Source organism: Bradyrhizobium sp. CCBAU 45389 (genome assembly GCF_028128625.1).
GTDB lineage: Bacteria > Pseudomonadota > Alphaproteobacteria > Rhizobiales > Xanthobacteraceae > Bradyrhizobium > Bradyrhizobium liaoningense_B.
The window spans coordinates 23,091-41,378 of sequence record NZ_LBIY01000080.1; the positions used below are offsets into that span (position 1 = coordinate 23,091).

Below are 18,288 nucleotides of genomic sequence, written 5' to 3' on the forward strand. Positions count from 1 at the left end.
GCTCCCCTCATCCATCCGTCTAGATTCAGGGAGATACGCAACATCCCCTCTTGCGCGGGGGCTCTGGATGGTCAAAGTGGCGCGTTCGTGCGGTGCACCAAAAGCGCCCGCGAGGAGTTTTCCGATGATTGGTCTAGTACTTGTGACCCACGGGCGCCTTGCCGACGAATTCAAGGCAGCGCTTGAACACGTCATGGGCCCACAAAAGCAAATCGAAGCGATCACGATCGGCGCCGAAGATGATTCCGATCTCTGCCGAAGCGACATCATCGAGGCGGTTAACCGCGTCGATTCCGGCGACGGCGTTGCGATTCTCACCGACATGTTCGGCGGCACGCCGTCGAACCTCGCAATATCCTGCATGAGCCGGCCCAAGGTCGAAGTGCTCGCGGGCATCAACCTGCCCATGCTGGTGAAGCTCGCCAAGGTGCGCGAGGAGCGTCCGCTGCCGGACGCGATCGCGATGGCGCAGGAAGCGGGCCGCAAATACGTCACCATCGCCAGCCGCGTGCTCGCCGGCAAATGAGCGACGACGCGCCACAAGCGGCGGCAGGCGGCGTGCCCGCGGGCGCGATCTCAAAGGAGCTCCTGATCATCAACAAGCGCGGCCTGCATGCGCGCGCCTCGGCGAAATTCGTCCAGGCGGTCGAGCGCTTCAACGCGCAAGTGTGGGTGACGCGCGGCGGCGAGACCGTCGGCGGCACCTCGATCATGGGCCTGATGATGCTCGCTGCGGGACCGGGCACGACGATCACGGTGGCTGCGGCCGGTGATGATGCGGAAGCAGCGCTCGCGGCGATCACCGAGCTCGTTGAGAGCAAGTTCAACGAGGAAGGGGTCTGAGCCACGCGCTCGGAGCCGTAGGGTAGGCAAAGCGAAGCGTGCCCACCACATCTCATGATTATTGAAAGTTCGTGGGCACGGCGCTTTGCGCCTTTGCCCACCCTACGGCACCTTCGCTCACTTCGCCGGCGGGGCGATGTAGATGTTCCAGCTCATCGACGGGCCGACCTTGCCGTGGGTGAAGCGGCGCGTCGTCATCACGATGCGCTCAGCGTTCGGCGCTGTCTCCGACACCCATTTCTCGAACGCGGGCAGGCGACCATCGGTCGGATCGAACACGCCGATGAAGCCATACTTCTTCGCGTCCTCGCCCGAGGTCAGGCCGGAATTCCAGGCCTCTAACGGCAGCAATGCGGACGGATGATCCGGGCTGTAGAACACCAGCGGCTGGATCTGTTCCATCGTGCCGGCAACGACGGCCCAGCGCGAGCCGAAGCGGGTGTGCCAGGCCTGGGTCAATTCGCGCGCGAGCTCCGAGCGCGCGCCATAGATCTGTGCGTTGCCGGCATTGGCCGCCATCTCGCGCGCGGCGATCCAGGGCGAGGCGGCGAGCGTGGCGGCGCTGAGCACGAGCCAGATCGCGGCGATGTTGAACAGCACAGCGCTCTGCACCCGCAGCGCCGGAGTCGCGACCAGCGCGAGCGGCACCAGGAAGAATAGCGAGATGCCCCAATCGGTCTTCATGTAGATGCTGAAGGCCAGCGCGCCGAGCGGCGGCCCGACCGCGACGATGATCTGGACGATCCAGACATTCAGCGCCTGCGCCACATTGACGCCCGGATTGGCGCCACGCGCCCAGGCGCGCGTGACGATGCGCGAGGGCGCACGCAGCAGCAGCTTGAGCCACGGCGGCACCCACGCCATCGCGAGCGCGGCGAGCGCCACCGGCAGCGCCAGCAGCGCGGCATTATGCAGGGCATAGCCGGCCACGAGCTGATGCACGAGGCGGCTGTCCTCGAGGCTATAGGTGTCGCCGGCATAGGTCAGCGGCACGAAATGCGCTTCCGCCAGCCAGACGAGGTGCGGGATCATCGCCGCCAGCATCGTCGCGATCGCCACCCACGGCGCCGGCGACATCAGGAACTTCACGCGCTGCGGATGGATCAGCGCGGCCAAGCCAATGGCGCCGATCATGGTCAGCACCCAGTATTTGGTCATCAGCGCCAGCGCGCCGGCAAGGCCAAGCCAGATGCCGGATTGCCAGCTCCGCTTCTCGAAGGCGTTGAGATAAGCGAGCATCAGCAACGGCAGCGTGACGAGCTGGAGCAGGTCGGGGTTGTACTTGAAGCCCTTGAAATTGAAGATCGGATAGAGCGCGACCATCACCACGGCCAGGAACGCGCGGCGTGCGTCCACCACGCGCAAGGCAACCAGCCAGCAGATCACCATGCCGACGCCGACGGTCGTCATCGCCAGCGCATAGGTCGCCCAATCCGTCGCCGGGAACGCTGTGAACCAGAGGCCGGCGACCCAGCCCGACAGCGGCGGGTGCTTGCCGTAGCCCCAGAGGAATTTCTGGCCCCAGCCCCAGGCTTCTGCGACGTCCATGTGAACGTCCTGCGCCGCCTTCAGGTTGATCAGGATGAAGGTCCAGAGCACCGCGTGCAGGATGGCGAGCTGGATCACCAGCCAGAGCCGCGCCTCGGGCCGGGTCGCGCAGGCGACCAGCCAGGCCCGGAAACGGTTGTAACTCAAGCGGGTCTTCGCCCGCGCTCTGGCGGAGGGGATCGAGGTGGTCGACATGGCCCGCTTGCTAGCGCGTTTTGGCCCGCCGTGGAATCAGCTTGGCGTGAAGAAAGGCCCTGAAAATACAGCAATATGGTTGCCGCACGGGGATGTGAGTGGTATCCCGCGCCCATGACGACCGTCCCCATTTCCAACATCCGCAATTTCTCCATCGTCGCCCATATCGACCATGGCAAATCGACGCTGGCCGACCGCCTGATCCAGATGACCGGCGGCCTCTCCGACCGCGAGATGGCGGGCAAGGAGCAGGTGCTCGATTCCATGGACATCGAGCGCGAGCGCGGCATCACCATCAAGGCGCAGACGGTCCGCCTCGCCTACCGCGCCAAGGACGGCAAGGATTACATCTTCAACCTGATGGACACGCCCGGCCATGTCGACTTCGCCTACGAAGTCTCGCGGTCGCTGGCGGCCTGCGAGGGTTCCCTGCTGGTGGTCGACGCCAGCCAGGGCGTCGAAGCGCAGACGCTCGCCAACGTCTACCAGGCACTCGACAACAACCACGAGATCGTTCCAGTCCTGAACAAGGTCGACCTTCCCGCGGCCGAGCCGGAGAAGGTCAAGCAGCAGATCGAGGACGTCATCGGCATCGACGCCTCCGATGCGGTGATGATCTCGGCCAAGACCGGCCTCGGCATTCCCGACGTGCTGGAAGCCATCGTCACCCGCCTGCCGCCGCCGAAGGGCGACCGCGACGCGACGCTGAAAGCGCTGCTGGTCGACAGCTGGTACGACGTCTATCTCGGCGTCGTCGTGCTGGTGCGCATCGTCGACGGCACGATGAAGAAGGGCCAGCGCGTGCGCATGATGGGCACGGGCGCGGCCTACGACGTCGAGCGCGTCGGCTTCTTCACGCCGAAGATGCAGCAGGTCGACGAGCTCGGCCCCGGCGAGATCGGCTTCATCACCGCCGCGATCAAGGAAGTCGCCGACACCCGCGTCGGCGACACCATCACCGACGACAGGAAGCCGGTGGCGGACATGCTGCCGGGCTTCAAGCCGGCGATCCCCGTGGTGTTCTGCGGCCTGTTCCCGGTCGATGCCGACGATTTCGAGACGCTGCGCGCCGCAATGGGCAAGCTGCGCCTCAACGACGCCAGCTTCTCCTTCGAGATGGAGACCTCCGCCGCGCTCGGCTTCGGCTTCCGCTGCGGCTTCCTCGGCCTGTTGCATCTCGAGATCATCCAGGAGCGGCTGTCGCGCGAGTTCGACCTCAACCTGATCGCGACCGCGCCGAGCGTCATCTACAAGATGAAGCTCACCGATGGCACCGAGCTCGAGATCCACAATCCCGTCGACATGCCTGACGTGGTCAAGATCGAGGAGATCCAGGAGCCCTGGATCGAAGCCACGATCCTCACCCCCGACGAATATCTCGGCAGCGTGCTGAAGCTGTGCCAGGACCGCCGCGGCTCGCAAAAGGAGCTGACTTACGTCGGCGCCCGCGCGATGGTGAAATACGACCTGCCGCTCAACGAGGTCGTGTTCGACTTCTACGATCGCCTCAAGTCGGTCTCCAAGGGCTACGCCTCGTTCGACTATCATCTCACCGACTACAAGCCGGCCGATCTGGTCAAGATGCAGATCCTGGTCAACGCCGAGCCGGTCGATGCGCTCTCGATGCTGGTCCATCGCACCCGCGCCGAGGGGCGCGGCCGCGCCATGGTCGAGAAGATGAAGGAGCTGATCCCGCCGCACATGTTCCAGATCCCGATCCAGGCGGCGATCGGCGGCAAGGTGATCGCCCGCGAGACGGTGCGCGCGCTGCGCAAGGACGTCACCGCGAAGTGCTACGGCGGCGACATCACCCGTAAGCGCAAGCTTCTGGAGAAGCAGAAGGAAGGCAAGAAGAAGATGCGGCAGTTCGGCAAGGTCGACATCCCGCAGGAAGCTTTTATTGCCGCGCTGAAGGTGGATAGCTGAGGCGACGCACGGGACGAGCCGGCCCGGTCTCCGGGGCCGGCAAACAAAAACTGCGAAAACAACCCCATGCACAGTAGCCGCCCCCTTGGCGGCATTGCGTTTTTTCGATTTGCCGAAATTTGTTTAATCCGTCGGGCAAAACAGGGGTATGGTGGCATCATCGCAGCCGGCGTGATTGGTAGCCCGATCGCGAGGAGATGGGTTTCGCTTCACTCTACCCATCCTACGAACTGGCATCGTCCAGAGTGACCAGCATCACAGAGCTGGCGCTTGCCTTTCGGCAGGCTCCGCATACGTTATTCTGGGGCTGCAATGGGCGCGCTTCGCTGGTTTTCATTGATCTTTTTCCTTGGACTGGCCTGTGGCTCGGCCCATGCCGAGCGCCGCGTCGCGCTGGTCATCGGGAATTCCGGCTACAAGAGCGTGGCGCGGCTTGCCAACCCCGCGAACGATGCCACGCTCGTCGGCGGCATGTTCAAGAAGGCGGGCTTCGACTTCGTCGATACGAGGCTTGATCTGAACGTGGTCGATATGCGCAAAGCGCTGCGCGAATTCGGCAGCAAGGCGCGCGAGGCCGATGTCGCCGTCATTTACTATGCCGGCCACGGCATCGAGCTGGATGGCAACAACTATCTGATCCCCACCGACGCTGCGCTGGAGACGGATACTGACGTCCTCGACGAGGCGTTCCCGCTCGACCGGGTGCTTTTTGCCATTGAGCCGGCCAAGCAGCTGCGCCTCGTCATTCTGGACGCCTGCCGCGACAATCCGTTCGCCAAGACAATGAAGCGGACCGTGGCGTCCCGTGCGATCGGTCGCGGGCTTGCCAAGGTTGAGCCAACCAGCCCGAACACGATGATCGCCTTCGCGGCGAAGGCGGGCTCTACCGCTTCGGACGGCGACGCGAAGAACAGTCCCTTCGCTGAGGCTCTCGTCGGTCGCCTCCCCACGCCAGGCCTCGATCTGCGCAAGGCCTTCGGCTTTGTACGCGACGATGTCCTGAAGAACACCGGGTACAAGCAGGAGCCGTATGTTTATGGCTCTCTGGGCGGCGATGATGTACCCTTGGTTCCTGCGAAACCCGTCGTCGCCGGACCGCAGGCAAGCCCCGACAGCGAAATTCGACGCGACTACGAATTGGCCCTTCAACTCGGCACGCGCGAAGGATGGACAGCCTTTCTCAATCACTATCCCGGCGGTTTCTATGCCGATCTCGCCAAAGGTCAGTTGAGCAAGATCGCGGCCGAGGAGGCACGGGCAGCCGCAGCCGAGAAGGCTCGCCAAGCCGAGGAGGAGAAGGCGCGGCTGGTGGCCGACCGGGCAAAGAAGATCGAGCAGGAGAAGGCGGCGGCGGCGGCCAAGGCGGCCGAAGACGCCCGGATGGCGGCGGAGAAAGCCAAGCAGATGGAGGAGGCCAAGGCGGCCGCGGCCGAGCAGCGACGGAAGGAAGCTGAGGCGGCCGTGGCGAAGGCGCTCGCCGACAAACAAGCCAACGACACGGAGCAGAAGGTTGCCGCTGTAGCACCCACATCGACCTTGCCGTCAATGTCGCCTCAGGAGATGACGAAGCTGGTGCACTCGGAGCTCCGCCGCGTCGGTTGCCTGACCACCCCGGCAGATGGCGAATGGAATGCTTCGTCACAACGCTCGCTGACGCTGTTCAACAGATACGCCGGGACGAAGTTCGACGCGAAGCTGGCGAGCCTCGACGTACTCGATGCGATCAGAGCTAGGCCAAATCGCGTCTGCCCGCTCGTCTGCGAGCACGGGTTTAAGGCTGACGGTGACGCCTGCGTGAGGATAACCTGCCGCGCCGGCTATCGTTTGGGCGATGACAACGCGTGTGAGAGGATACCCGACAAGAAGCCTCTCGCGACGCGCGATGATACAAGAAAGCGGGATGGGGAGCCGAGACAGGTAGAAGCCGCACCATCCAGCAAACCGCAAGCCTCTGGCCAAATGTTCTGCAACTCCGCCGGCTGCCGTCCTGTCGGCAAGGGATGCAGAGTAGAGGCCGCTCCCATCACAGATCAGAGCTCCCCGATGGCTGGCCGCACGAGAGAGGTGTGCAATTGAGCCATGCCAACGGACGTCGAAATTACAGCTCGTAGGATGGGTTGAGCCCTTGCGAAACCCATCGCCCTGACCGGCGGACGCCGTATCTACTCTTGCTCACTCGATCCGATCGCGAGGATGAAGTCGATGGGTTTCGCTTTGCTCTACCCATCCTACGAGTTCTACAAGCCGGCCGACCTCGTCAAGATGCAGATCCTGGTCAACGCCGAGCCGGTCGATGCGCTCTCGATGCTGGTCCACCGCACCCGCGCCGAGGGGCGCGGCCGCGCCATGGTCGAGAAGATGAAGGAGCTGATCCCGCCGCACATGTTCCAGATCCCGATCCAGGCGGCGATCGGCGGCAAGGTGATCGCCCGCGAGACGGTGCGCGCGCTGCGTAAGGACGTCACCGCGAAGTGCTACGGCGGCGATATCACGCGTAAGCGCAAGCTTCTGGAGAAGCAGAAGGAAGGCAAGAAGAAGATGCGGCAGTTCGGCAAAGTCGACATCCCGCAGGAAGCCTTCATCGCCGCCCTGAAGGTGGATAGCTGAGGCGACGCTCGGCACGGGCCGGGTCTCCGGGCCGGCAAACAAAAAAGTGCGAAAACAACCCCATGCACAGTAGCCGCCCCCTTGGCGCGGCACTACTTTTCGATTTACCGAATTCTCTTTGACCCGTCGGGCAAAACAGGGGTATGGTGGCATCATCGCAAGATGGGTGACCGCGGGTGAAGGCATGCCAAATGACGGCCGGATCCTCGGCTTCCGGTAGCGCCGATCTCCTACTGCCAGAATCTGTCACTGCCCTGCGCTAGGTCTTCTTTCACCAATCACTGAAAGGAAGACCATGAATACTCAAAGCAGCGGCGAGGCAGTGCAGATCGCCAACACCTACATCGAGGCCATCGCCCGCAAGGACGTCGATACGGTCATCTCCATCTCGGCGGACGACATCGTTTGCACATCACCGCGCGGGCGGATCGTCGGGACCTCGAAGTTTCGCGAGTTCCACGACGGGTTTGCCCGCATGCTCCGGAAGGTGACGCTCCTCGCGATTTACGGCGACGATCAGCAGGCCATTGTCGTCTACAGCGCGGACACCCATCCGATTGCCGGCGCCATGGTTGCGGAGTTCTTCAAGGTGAGGGACGGCAAGATCGCGTCGACCGAGGTGATCTACGACGCGGCTCCCTTCTCTGCCTACGCGGCGACGGTCCAACCGCGCTAAGAATCCGGTCCGGGTCATCAAGCGGCGCGGCTGCCCGAAGCCGTGCCGCCCGCGCTCGGCGGAAATCGACTGCCAATCTTTGGCAGGATACGTGTTAGATATGCAGCATGTCCAAGAGCCAGCGGCTGTTCGACCTGATGCAGATCCTGCGCCGACACCGTCATCCGGTGTCGGGCAGCAATCTCGCTGTCGAGGCCGGCGTCTCGCTGCGCACGATCTATCGCGACATCGCCGACTTGCAGGCACTGGGCGCGCAAATCGAGGGCGAGCCGGGCTTCGGTTACGTCCTGCAGCCCGGCTTTCTCCTGCCACCGCTGATGTTCTCCGAGCAGGAAATCCAGGCCCTGGCGCTCGGTGCGCAATGGGTGTCCCGCCAGACCGATGAGGAGTTCTCGCTGGCAGCGCGTAATGCGCTCGCGAAAATCGGCGCCGTGCTTCCGTCGGAGCTGCGACACAAGATCGACGACAATGCCTTTCATGTCGCGCGCAGGCCGAAGCAACCTGAAGCCGTCGATCTCCGCGTTGTGCGCCAGGCCATGCGCGACCAGCACAAGCTGTCCATCGTGTATCGCGATCCGAAAGGCGCGAGGACTACCCGGACGATCTGGCCGATTGGCGTCGCCTTTTTCGACTCACGGCGCATCCTGGCCGGCTGGTGTGAAATGAGGAAGGACTTTCGCGCCTTCCGCGCGGATCGGATCGAGAAGGTCCGACTCAAGACGGATCGCTATCCCGGCCGCCGACGCGACCTCGTCAAACGATGGCGGGCCCAGGTTGACGCGGATCGCCGCAAGGCTGTGGACTGACCGGCGACCGGGCTCGTAGGATGCACATCGGATTGGATCGTCTCAAGTCCTGGCAATGCGGTGCCGGCACGTGACGGAGCAAGAGAGTTCTATGCCGAGAGGTCTCGCGATTGTGGTGTTGACGCTGCTGATAAGCGTCCTGATCATTCATGTTGCTCTTTGGATCAGAGGCATCAGGCCATCGCGTCGAACAAGCCTCTGGGAACATCTGACCTGGGAAGCTTTCCCCAGAGACGATCAACAAAGGCAATATCTGAAGCAGCGTCTTTTGACGGCGATCGTGGTGCTTCCAATCGTAACATTCGTCGTCCACGCGGTCTTTGAATAGCTTGAAGGATAGTCGCAGGGTGGGCGAAGCAACTTGTCCGCTGTAGCTCGAAGAGCGAAGGCGGAAGCGTGCCCACCAATTTGTGTGCCGTCGAGAAAAGTGGTGGGCACGGCGCTCTGCGCCTTTGCCCACCCTACGAGAGCGGTGCTAGGACGCCTTCTGCTTCGCCTCGACGTAGCGTGCAAAATTGTCGAGGATCGCCTGCCAGCCGCCTTGCTGCTGCTCGACCGAGTGCGTCGGTTCGCTGTCGAAGACGACGCGGACGACGACGCCCTTCGGACCGGGGACGAACTCGACTTCGGCCTTGCGATCGCCGAACGCATATTCGATCAGCTTGTGCTCGACGATCGTCGTGTAGGTGCCGGCGAAATCAAAGCCCATGCTGCCGTCCTTGGCCTCCATGCGCGAGGAGAAGGCGCCGCCCTCGCGCAGGTCGACCGTGGCCCTGGTCGTGTGCCAGTCGTCGGACGCGGCGTTCCACTTCACGATATCGGCAGGCGTCGTATAGGCACGCCAGACCTGATCGATGGGGGCGGCGACGCTGGTTTCGACGGTGATCCTCATGGGCATTGCTCCAGTTGCGACTTTGACGGCTCGAATTGACAAAATCACGTCACGTGTGCCGGGTCCATCTCCGGCAGTTTCGGAACGTGTCCACCCAAGGACGATCGAGCCCGGTCCATGCCGACATGGTCCGGCCGTCAATGCGCTAAAAAAGTTGGAAAGTCGTAGGGTGGGCAAAGCAACTTGTCCGCCGTAGCTCGAAGAGCGAAGGCGGAAGCGTGCCCACCAACTTGTGTGCCGTCGGGAAGAATGGTGGGCACGGCGCTCTGCGCGCCTTTGCCCACCCTACGAAAGCCGTGCTAGTGTCCGCTCGCCGACGATACGGAATCTTGCCTTCGCATCGACGATCCGATTTGCGACGACCAATGTTGATGGGTTTCGCTTCCGGCGGGCATCATCAAATCGTCATTGCCCGAGCTGTTGCAGCACGGCAGACCACAACGCCAGCGGCTCCCTGAGCGCTCCCGGCTCGGACGGCTTCTGGCGAACGGCCGTGTGCACCATGACGAGCTTCGAGGCCGGATCGACCAGGATGACCTGGCCGCGGATGCCGAGCAGGGCAAATCTGCGCTGCTCGCCGGGGAGGAGCCACACCTGATAGCCGTAGCCGAAATAGGGCGTGGCCACGCGCGGAGCGAGATGACCATCCTCTGGTCTGACGGTCGTGGCATCCAGCAGCCACTGCCGGGGGATCAATTGACGACCTTCCCAGGTGCCGTCGTGTGCGAGCAGCCGGGCGAGGCGCGCATAGTCGCGCAAGGTTGCGTTGAAGCAGCAGAACGCAATCTCCTGCCCGCTGCCGTCGATCGCCCATGAGGCATCCGCCTCGGTGCCGATGGCATTCCAGATCCGGTCGTGGAGATAGTCGGCAACCGGCGTGCCCGTGGCGGCGCGCAGGACGAGGCCCAGGATCTCGGTTTCGACGCTCGCATAATGCCATTTGGTGCCGGGCGGCGCGGTTCTTGTATTGAATTGCGCGACGACGGCGGTGGGATCTTTTGTCTCTTCGACGAACAGGGCGCGCCCCAGCCGGGCGATGTCATCGTTCCCGTCATAGACTTCCGAAAACGCGACGCCCGAAGACATGTTCAACAGAGCGCGGATGGAGGTGTTTCCATATTCCGTTCCTGCAAGGCCGGAGACGTAAGTCGAGACGAGGTCGTCGATCGACTTGATCCGTCCCTCCGAGACCGCGATCCCGACCAGCATGGCCACCAGCGTCTTGGCCATGGACTGCGAAAGAAAGCGGTCGTGGTCGGTCCGCGCATATTGATAGTGCTCGTACAGGATGGTGTCGTCCCTGGCGATCAGCAGTCCCGTCACCGGATTGCGCTTGAGGTAATCCGCGATGCTCAGCCGCTCCGTGCCGAAACTGTAGGTGATCGATGGCTCCGGCGCGCGCTTGAATGGCCAGGGCGCCGTCGCGCGACCGATCGGGCGGGAAGGATAGATCTCGCCGAAATGGCTGTAGACTCCGACGAGCTTGTCGAGCTGGGTGGTCGTCCCCCGCGTGCCGACCGGATAGCCGGCAGCCGCGCCGTAAAGCTCGGCATCGGGACCGCTCTCCGAAAAGACCGGCCCCGGCTCGCGGGAAGAGTTTTGGGCGTCCTGCGCGCAAGCCAAGGGGGCCCAGAGCGCAGAGACGAGAGTGACAGCCAAGAAAGACCCGCGGCAACCGCGCGGCCTGCGGAGCGCTCCCCAATTCATTGGACTTGCCTCCTCGCACGTTCTTGCGTGTGCGCTTTTGAGAGCAATCTCGCAAGCCGGTGATGAGAGGCATGCTATCATCTGGGGTGGATGGAGTCAGCCTATGGCTCATGGCCGACATTGGCGCCAACTAGGCGGCTCTGGTGTTTCGGCTTAAGATCCGGACGTCGTCATCCAGGACATTCTCGCCAATCTTGATTGATTGCTCATCTCCCGACGGCCGAGCGAACTGCGTCATGACCATTATTTCCCTTGAACGGACCGCCGATACTCTTCCCGCAGATTTTCCCGAGCTGGAGGCCGACGCCAAGGCGGATGGACACGCGAACATGACCCGCCTGGTCGCGGAATTCGCACACGATCGAGGCATGTTTCACGCGATATTCACGTGCCTCCTGGGTGGCAGGTTAGTAGGGATCGGAGCGATCACCAACGAGCCTGCGCCGACGCCGATACCCATGTGGCGGATGCGGCGACTTTACGTGCACCGCAACCATAGAAGACGCAAAATTGCCCAGGCCATCGCGAACGCCTTGCTGCAAGAAGCGGTCGGGAAGGTCTCCATTGTGACTGTCCACGCAGGACATGAGGGCGCGGCCCGGTTTTGGGAGGCAGTTGGATTTCGCCAGGTAGAGGGTCAACCGTGGTCTCACGAAACAGTCATATCAACCCTGGATGCCTGAGGCCCGTCGGATGAGTCGAGCTTTGGCGAAGCCCTCCCCGTCCGAAGCCAACGGTCCCGCTCACCGGACGCACACGTTCTGAAGCTGGCCGCGGAGATACGCGTTTTCCCGTTCGAGCGCCTGATTCCAGGCCAGCAGTCCGAAGCGCTTGGTGTCCACTCGGGACCAGAAAGCTCCGGGCGCACGCCGCCAGAGCGGAAGCGTTGCGATCGCGACTGCGCATTGGCCGCCCATGTCCATGACCTCGGCGAGCTCGACGAGGCCGAATGGAATCGGGGAGTCGACCGAGCCGGCAAAATCCCCAGGGTTGCTGCGCGCGGCTTCCAGCGCGGTCTCGAAACCGATCCGGAAAAATGAACGTGCGCGCGTCTCGTCATCGAATGCGAGAGAAATTCGGGCTGCATGAAAGGCCGCCGCAATGGTCTTGGTGGTCAGGATCGGGGAGAACGAGCGCCAGTCCAGCTCGGCCGCGAGCGAGAACCATTTGAGGGCGTCGTCCAGCGTACCCGACAGCTCGCACAGGCACCCCGCCAGAAACGCCAGCGAGATGCGCCAGCGCTGCACATGGGGGTTGGTCGTGTGCCGGGTGCTCCGGCAATAGCTTTCGATCCGCCCGATCAGCTCGCCGGCCGCCTGCGCCCGGCGGCGTTCGAGAATGCGATAGCCCGCAACGCAAAGGGCTGCGCCCCGGTCCGCCGAGTCCGGACGGGCATTGTCGGCAACCCAGCTGGCGAGCCGACCGAGCACCGCCGCGTCGTCGAGGCGCTCACCGACCTGGACCAGCGTCCGGTACAGCCACGGGTTGTCGTAACATCCACCGAAATCGAGCGCGACCGCTCCGCTCGCGGACAGCGCGTCGGCGAAGGCGGGGTGGCGGAAGGATTCGCGCAGGTCCTCGGCCCTGGCGAAGGGATTGGCGGAGGCAACGACCAGGATCCATTCGCCCTCGACATTGCTGTCGAGAGGGATGCGAACCAGCCGGCGGGCGGCTTGCTGCCATTTGAAGCCGCCGGGCGCCGTTTGCGTGTAGCGGGCTTCGACCACGAAATCCTCGACCAGCCCCTCGCGCAATTTGGCCCAGTCGAAGACGTGGTGGTGGTACGGATTGGGATCGCTTCCGGTCTCATCAGCCCACCGGTCCGGAACGCTGGCAACCAGACGCCCGTCCGGCTTCAGCACCCGTGCGAACTCCTTGGCCACGGCTGTCCAGTTTTCGACATGCTCGATCGTCTCCATCGAGACGATGAGATCGACGGATGCATCGGCAAGGTTCTGGAGGCGCGAGGCATCTCCGGTCTCGAAGCGCAGGTTTGGCCCGCCGTAATTCGCATGCGCGTACGCCACGGCCGCGGCATCGACATCGACGCCGATGATTTGCGAAGCCTGGCTGGTCGCGGCGATCACCGCCGAGCCGTAGCCAAGCCCGCAGGCGCAATCGAGCACGGTGTCGCCGGGCCGGACGAGCGAAGCGGCCAGCGCATAGCGAACCACATGCGCATCGGCGCGCGATCCGCTTTCGCGCAGCATGTCCATGTGGAGATTGCGTTCGCCCAGCAGGGTCTCCACCGGCCATCGCGAAGCCGCCTCCGCCGGGATGCGCTGGTAGACGGCATGGCGCGGTAGCACATCATCCTGCATGCGCTCGTAGTCGGATGTGGCGAGCGAGGCCGGATGGCGTCGCCATCCCCGCGCGAACAGCCGGTTCTCGAGCGGCGCGCGAAGGCCGGCAATGCCGGGACCAACGAGGAACAGGCTTTGCAACTCATCCTGCGCCGTGAGCGTCTCGATCAGGACAAGCGTGTCTTTCGCGGCGGCGATTTCGACGACGGCAATAGGCTTGGGCGGAACGCGCGCATCGCTGCCGCGTGAAATCCAGCGCGGATGCTCGCATGCTCCCTCTCCGACGGCATGGGCATCGCATCCCATGAGCAGCAGCTCATGCAGCAGGTTCGGGTCGCGGGCATTCCATTGCACGATCCGGCACGGACCAAAGATGCGCGTGATCGCGGCAGCCGTTTCAATCGACATCCGACCTGACCGAACGAGAACGGGACAATTGCCCCCCGGATTGAACGTCCTCGCGGGCGAAATCAGGCGAAATCATCCGGCCCGCTCGCAGGTCAAGGCGCCCGCAGGCCCGGCGGACCTTTGCGCATGTTCGATGCCTGCTCATAGGCGTAGGCGAGACGCAGCAGCTTGTGCTCGCTCCAGGCTCTCCCTGCGAAGGCGACGCCGAGCGGATAGTCGGGCGTGTCCTTGCCGTCGGCGCCCGAAACGAAGCCGCCGGGCACCATGACGCTGGGATAGCCGGCCCTGGCGGCGATCACGGCGCCGGTGGCGCCGGGGAACAACACGGCGTCGAGCCTTTGCTGGTTCATGTAGGCGTCCATGCCGCGCGTCCTGGCGGAGAGCAGGTCCATGGCCCGGGCCGATCTGTATTCGCGCTCGCTCAAATCGCCCCTGGTCGCGTTGGCGGCGAGGAACAGGTCCTGGCCAAAGCGCAGCGCTTTCTCGGCATGAGTCGTTGAAGGCCACGATGTCGGCGATGGTCTTGATGTCGGTATTGGTCGCCCAATCCCTCAGGTAGAGATTGAGATCGTGCTTCAGCTCGTAGAGGAAGACGATCGGCGGCGTCGCCAGATTGCCCTTGTTGCGGCTCAACGGATTGCGGTTGAGCACCGGCATGGTCGTGCCCGGACCGCCGATCCAGCCGGCCGTCGGCATGGCCGCGCGCACGATGATAGCGCCGAGATCCTCCAGCACCTTGATGACTTCGGCCATCAGCCTGGCCCCGTCGGGCGGCAACTTGCCGTAATAGGAATCGTTCAGCGGATCGGCGGGATCGCTCGGCACGCCGATCCGCGCGCCCTTCATCGCATCGCGTGCGAGGTCGGCCGTGTAATCGGCCGGCCTCCGCTGCCGCTCCGTCACGGGATCGAGCGGGTCCTCGGCGGCCAGCACATTCAGCAGTATCGCCGCATCGCGCACGGTGCGCGTCATCGGGCCCGCGGTGTCCCGGCTGTGCGCGATCGGCACGATGCCGGCACGGCTGATCAAACCGACGGTCGGCTTCACGGTGACGATGCCATTCCGGCTGGCCGGGTGCAGCAGCGAGCCGGAGGTCTCGGTGCCGACAGAGGCCGCGCACAGACCTGCGGCCACAGCGACCGCCGAACCCGAGCTCGAGCCACCGGGGTCGACGACCGGGATGCCCCGATCGTCCAGCAGCGTCGGCACGTAGGGATTTTTCACCTGACCGCCCAGCGACGAATAGCCCGAGGGCATGTCGGTCGCGAGGATGTTGGCAAACTCCGTCAGGTTCGCCTTGCCGAGGATCACGGCGCCGGCCTTCCGCAACAGCTTGACGAGTGTGGCATCGCCCCGGGCGCGCGCACTCTCCAATGCCAGCGAGCCCGCCGTGGTCGGCTGCCTGTCGCCGGTCGCGATGTTGTCCTTCAGCAAAATCGGCACGCCCGCCAGCGGCCGCTTGGCCGACGGCCTCGTGCCGTCGAGCTTGCCCGCGATCGCGAGCGCGTCGGGATTGAGCGCGCGGACGGCGTTGAGCATGGGCCCGGCGCGGTCAAAGGCTGCGATACGCGCTAGACAGGCTGTGGTCAGCGCGGTCGCGGTGACCCGCCCGGCCGCCAAGGCATCGATGATGTCGCTCATGGGCGCGTCCTCGAGCTGCGGCTCGACCTGCGCCCCGGCCGCAGCGAGGCTCGCGTTGCGGCGGGCTGGCTTCTTCATGCTGTGCTTCTTGGCTGACCCCGTATATGCTACTTATGGTAGCAGAACGCCTGGCCGCGCGACAAGCCGCTTGCCGCGGCGGTGGCGCGCCATCCAGTCCTTCGCGAAGCCTTCGGTGGAGTAATTCATGGACTGCACGATCCGGCCCGCGATCGACGATGACGCCGACGCCATCAGCGCGGTCATCCTGCGCGCGCTGCGCGAAACCAATGCGAAGGACTATACGGCCGAGATCATCGAAAGGATCGAGCTTGGCTTCAGTCCGGACGCCGTCAGGCAGCTCATCGCGAAACGCACCGTTTTCGTCGCCACCATCGGCAGCCGCGTCGTTGCAACGGCAAGCCTCGACGGATGCGTCGTCCGCACCGTCTTCGTGGCTCCCGACGTACAGGCCCGCGGTATCGGCAAGCTGCTGATGGCCGAGATCGATCGCACCGCACGCGAGCGAAATATTCCCTCGCTGACGGTCCCTTCATCGGTCACCGCCGAGGGCTTCTATGCGCGGCTCGGGTTCAATGCCCTGCGCGACAGCTATCATGGCGACGAACGCACGATTATCATGGAGCGATTGCTCGACTCCACCGAATAACCCGTGGCCCGGATGGAGCCGGCGCTGAGGCTGATCTTGATCCTCCCCGCCAAATAGACCACCATCGCGTCCCTGAACCGCTCACAACAAGAATGGGCGAGGAAACGCAGCAATGAATGCAGCTTCCGGATTTGGCCTGGTCGAACGTGCCCGCGCGCTCGCGCCGCTGATTGCGGGCGAAGCGGACGAGATCGAACGGACGCGGCGGCTGACGCCGGCCGTGGTCTCCGCCCTCATCGAGAACGGGTTTTATCGCGCGCTGTTGCCGCAAAGCCTTGGTGGCAGCGAGGCTGCGCCGGAAGCCTTCATGCAGATGCTGGAGGAGATTGCGAAGGCGGACGCGTCCACCGCCTGGTGCCTCGGCCAATGCAGCGTCTGCGCGATGATCGCGGCCTGGCTCGATCACGACACCGCGCATGAGATCTTCAACGCCGCGCCCGGCATTCTCGCCTGGGGCGCGATCGCGCATGAGGCGCGCGCGGTCGAGGGCGGCTATCGCGTCACGGCGCGCTGGGATTTTGCCTCGGGCTCGCGGCAGGCGAGCTGGCTGGGGGCGCATGTCCGCATCGTCGATGGTGACGGTTCGCCGCGCAAAAATGTCGACGGCTCGCCGGAGGTGCGCACCATCCTGTTTCCGGTCGCGCACGCAACACTGCACGACGTGTGGCAGGCGATCGGGCTCGCCGGGACCGGCACGGACTCCTACGAAGTGACCGACCTCTTCATCCCCGAGCGCTTCACCGCATTCCGCGACGTGTCGTCGGCGCTGCGCGAGAGCGGGCCGCTCTACAGGATCGGCACCGGCTCGACCTTCAGTCTCGGCTTTGCCGCGGTCTCGCTCGGCGTCGCGCGCGCCACGCTGGACGCCGCCATTGCGCTCGCGCGCGCAAAACATCAGTCGCTGGCGGCCAGCGCCATGCGCGACAACGGGGCGGTCCAGGGATTGATCGGCCGCACCGAGGGCGATTTGCGCGCCGCGCGCGCCTACCTCTATGCGACCGCGAATGCGATGTGGCGCGAGCTCAGTGCGACCGGCGAGTTCAGCGCGGCGCATCGCAACGCGGTCCGGCTGGCGGCGACCTGGACCATTCACCAGTCGGCGAAGGTGGTCGACACCGCCTATCACATGGCCGGCGCGACCGCGGTGTTCCGCAACCAGCCGTTCGAGCGGCGCTTCCGCGACATGCATGCGATCGCGCAGCAGATCCAGGCGCGGGACACGCATTACGAGGATGTGGGCAAGGCGATCCTGTCGGCCGGCGTCGATACCAGGTGCTGAATTCGCCTACGCCTTGCGCGCGCCGAGCAGCCGACCTCGCCAGCCCATGCCGATGACCATGGCAATCATCAGAAGGAAGGCCGCAGCGGCGACGAAATCGATGATGCGGTCGCTTCCGGAGCATATGTCCTGGTTGAGGCACGCGCGGGACAGGACCCCGCTCCGGACCAGGACTGCAAGCACGCCGAAATACAGGAACACGCTGAGCCCAAGATAGACCAGCGTCACCAGCGCACGCCGCAGCCGCGAGGGCATCGTTGGATCATCCTCGCGCCGCTCCGTGATGTACTGGCCGGGCTTTGCCTTGGCGGGATCGCGGATCTGGACGGTCGAATGCGTGAGCAGATCGTGAACCGCCTGGTTGCGGCGCGTGGCAGCCATGACCACAAACGAATACCAGCCGAGGACGCTCTTGACGGCAAAGCGTGCGAGCGCCTTGGTGAAGCTCAAATTTCCGCCGCGATCGTCGACAACGCGCAAGTTCGTCCAGATATGTCCGAGCGTGCCGCCCGCGCGCCAGACCATCACGGGCTCGTAGAGCAGCAGGATGGCGACGACGGCGACCCCGAGGATCCGGCTTAGTCCGTCGCTCGCGACATTGCTCGCGACCGCGAGGGCACCGAACAGCAGGGCCATCGCCAGCATCCAGTCGAGCAGAACGGCCTTGAACCGCCGCGAGAAGCGGGCATAGCGCGGTCCAGGCAGCGGCAGCGGAGGCGCATCAGAGGTCATGGGGGAGCCGCTTCCGTTCATTGGATCTCATCATGAGACGCCGGCAGCGCGCGTGAGG

15 protein-coding genes and 1 pseudogene are annotated in these 18,288 nt (G+C 64.3%); 10 read left to right on the top strand and 6 right to left on the bottom strand.

The window, feature by feature from the left end:
* The first annotated feature begins 124 nt into the window (after positions 1-124).
* Positions 125-526 (top strand): PTS sugar transporter subunit IIA, encoded by a 402-nt coding sequence (locus XH79_RS11930; protein ID WP_007597752.1) that lies wholly within the window; start codon positions 125-127, stop codon positions 524-526.
* The gene (locus XH79_RS11935; RefSeq protein ID WP_212345512.1) at positions 523-843 is read left to right on the top strand and encodes an HPr family phosphocarrier protein; all 321 of its coding nucleotides are present in this window, start codon (positions 523-525) and stop codon (positions 841-843) included. The genes XH79_RS11930 and XH79_RS11935 overlap by 4 nt, the downstream gene beginning before the upstream one ends.
* A gap of 117 nt (positions 844-960) precedes the next feature.
* Here XH79_RS11935 and XH79_RS11940 read toward each other — a convergent pair whose 3' ends face one another.
* The gene (locus XH79_RS11940; protein WP_271581783.1) at positions 961-2,586 is read right to left on the bottom strand and encodes a glycosyltransferase family 39 protein; all 1,626 of its coding nucleotides are present in this window, start codon (positions 2,584-2,586) and stop codon (positions 961-963) included.
* A gap of 114 nt (positions 2,587-2,700) precedes the next feature.
* On the opposite strand from XH79_RS11940, the gene lepA reads away from it, so the two are divergent.
* From lepA to XH79_RS11965, 5 genes and pseudogenes are all read left to right on the top strand, one after another.
* Positions 2,701-4,512 carry a translation elongation factor 4 gene (lepA, locus tag XH79_RS11945; protein ID WP_211409515.1) on the top strand — a complete coding sequence of 604 codons (1,812 nt, stop codon included), beginning with the start codon at positions 2,701-2,703 and terminating at the stop codon, positions 4,510-4,512.
* A gap of 312 nt (positions 4,513-4,824) precedes the next feature.
* A complete protein-coding gene (locus XH79_RS11950) occupies positions 4,825-6,588 on the top strand; it encodes a caspase family protein (protein ID WP_271581784.1) in 1,764 nt (587 codons plus the stop codon).
* Positions 6,589-6,750: 162 nt separating this feature from the next.
* Positions 6,751-7,119: pseudogene (locus XH79_RS11955) on the top strand (elongation factor 4); the annotation flags it as partial.
* 295 nt (positions 7,120-7,414) lie between these two features.
* A complete protein-coding gene (locus XH79_RS11960; RefSeq protein ID WP_271581785.1) occupies positions 7,415-7,795 on the top strand; it encodes a nuclear transport factor 2 family protein in 381 nt (126 codons plus the stop codon).
* 107 nt (positions 7,796-7,902) lie between these two features.
* Complete coding sequence (locus XH79_RS11965) at positions 7,903-8,601, top strand: helix-turn-helix transcriptional regulator (protein ID WP_271581786.1); 699 nt, start codon at positions 7,903-7,905, stop codon at positions 8,599-8,601.
* Between the two features lie 475 nt (positions 8,602-9,076).
* On the opposite strand, the gene XH79_RS11970 is transcribed toward XH79_RS11965, so the two are convergent.
* Positions 9,077-9,493 (bottom strand): SRPBCC family protein, encoded by a 417-nt coding sequence (locus XH79_RS11970; RefSeq protein ID WP_271581787.1) that lies wholly within the window; start codon positions 9,491-9,493, stop codon positions 9,077-9,079.
* A 405-nt stretch (positions 9,494-9,898) separates the two neighbouring features.
* Positions 9,899-11,152 (bottom strand): serine hydrolase domain-containing protein, encoded by a 1,254-nt coding sequence (locus tag XH79_RS11975; RefSeq protein WP_271581788.1) that lies wholly within the window; start codon positions 11,150-11,152, stop codon positions 9,899-9,901.
* A 284-nt stretch (positions 11,153-11,436) separates the two neighbouring features.
* On the opposite strand from XH79_RS11975, the gene XH79_RS11980 reads away from it, so the two are divergent.
* Entirely contained in the window at positions 11,437-11,883 is a 447-nt protein-coding gene (locus XH79_RS11980) for a GNAT family N-acetyltransferase (RefSeq protein WP_271581789.1), read from the top strand.
* A gap of 60 nt (positions 11,884-11,943) precedes the next feature.
* Here XH79_RS11980 and XH79_RS11985 read toward each other — a convergent pair whose 3' ends face one another.
* Positions 11,944-13,911 carry a class I SAM-dependent methyltransferase gene (locus tag XH79_RS11985; RefSeq protein ID WP_271581790.1) on the bottom strand — a complete coding sequence of 656 codons (1,968 nt, stop codon included), beginning with the start codon at positions 13,909-13,911 and terminating at the stop codon, positions 11,944-11,946.
* Between the two features lie 141 nt (positions 13,912-14,052).
* Complete coding sequence (locus XH79_RS11990; RefSeq protein ID WP_271581791.1) at positions 14,053-15,552, bottom strand: amidase family protein; 1,500 nt, start codon at positions 15,550-15,552, stop codon at positions 14,053-14,055.
* Positions 15,553-15,757: 205 nt separating this feature from the next.
* Here XH79_RS11990 and XH79_RS11995 point away from each other — a divergent pair, with 205 nt between their 5' ends.
* Both XH79_RS11995 and XH79_RS12000 read left to right on the top strand, forming a co-directional pair.
* A complete protein-coding gene (locus XH79_RS11995) occupies positions 15,758-16,219 on the top strand; it encodes a GNAT family N-acetyltransferase (RefSeq protein ID WP_271581792.1) in 462 nt (153 codons plus the stop codon).
* A gap of 112 nt (positions 16,220-16,331) precedes the next feature.
* The gene (locus tag XH79_RS12000) at positions 16,332-17,498 is read left to right on the top strand and encodes an acyl-CoA dehydrogenase family protein (protein WP_271581793.1); all 1,167 of its coding nucleotides are present in this window, start codon (positions 16,332-16,334) and stop codon (positions 17,496-17,498) included.
* Positions 17,499-17,504: 6 nt separating this feature from the next.
* Here XH79_RS12000 and XH79_RS12005 read toward each other — a convergent pair whose 3' ends face one another.
* Positions 17,505-18,230: an RDD family protein gene (locus XH79_RS12005; RefSeq protein WP_271581794.1), complete on the bottom strand. Its 726-nt coding sequence runs from the start codon at positions 18,228-18,230 to the stop codon at positions 17,505-17,507.
* Positions 18,231-18,288: the final 58 nt, after the last annotated feature.

What these genes read in the sequence shown, in the direction of transcription:
- XH79_RS11930 (WP_007597752.1), top strand. Translation starts at nt 125, where the DNA reads ATGATTGGTCTAGTACTTGTGACCCACGGGCGCCTTGCCGACGAATTC.
- XH79_RS11935 (WP_212345512.1), top strand. Translation starts at nt 523, where the DNA reads ATGAGCGACGACGCGCCACAAGCGGCGGCAGGCGGCGTGCCCGCGGGC.
- XH79_RS11940 (WP_271581783.1), bottom strand. Translation starts at nt 2,586, where the DNA reads ATGTCGACCACCTCGATCCCCTCCGCCAGAGCGCGGGCGAAGACCCGC.
- lepA (WP_211409515.1), top strand. Translation starts at nt 2,701, where the DNA reads ATGACGACCGTCCCCATTTCCAACATCCGCAATTTCTCCATCGTCGCC.
- XH79_RS11950 (WP_271581784.1), top strand. Translation starts at nt 4,825, where the DNA reads ATGGGCGCGCTTCGCTGGTTTTCATTGATCTTTTTCCTTGGACTGGCC.
- XH79_RS11960 (WP_271581785.1), top strand. Translation starts at nt 7,415, where the DNA reads ATGAATACTCAAAGCAGCGGCGAGGCAGTGCAGATCGCCAACACCTAC.
- XH79_RS11965 (WP_271581786.1), top strand. Translation starts at nt 7,903, where the DNA reads ATGTCCAAGAGCCAGCGGCTGTTCGACCTGATGCAGATCCTGCGCCGA.
- XH79_RS11970 (WP_271581787.1), bottom strand. Translation starts at nt 9,493, where the DNA reads ATGAGGATCACCGTCGAAACCAGCGTCGCCGCCCCCATCGATCAGGTC.
- XH79_RS11980 (WP_271581789.1), top strand. Translation starts at nt 11,437, where the DNA reads ATGACCATTATTTCCCTTGAACGGACCGCCGATACTCTTCCCGCAGAT.
- XH79_RS11985 (WP_271581790.1), bottom strand. Translation starts at nt 13,911, where the DNA reads ATGTCGATTGAAACGGCTGCCGCGATCACGCGCATCTTTGGTCCGTGC.
- XH79_RS11990 (WP_271581791.1), bottom strand. Translation starts at nt 15,552, where the DNA reads ATGAGCGACATCATCGATGCCTTGGCGGCCGGGCGGGTCACCGCGACC.
- XH79_RS11995 (WP_271581792.1), top strand. Translation starts at nt 15,758, where the DNA reads ATGGACTGCACGATCCGGCCCGCGATCGACGATGACGCCGACGCCATC.
- XH79_RS12000 (WP_271581793.1), top strand. Translation starts at nt 16,332, where the DNA reads ATGAATGCAGCTTCCGGATTTGGCCTGGTCGAACGTGCCCGCGCGCTC.
- XH79_RS12005 (WP_271581794.1), bottom strand. Translation starts at nt 18,230, where the DNA reads ATGACCTCTGATGCGCCTCCGCTGCCGCTGCCTGGACCGCGCTATGCC.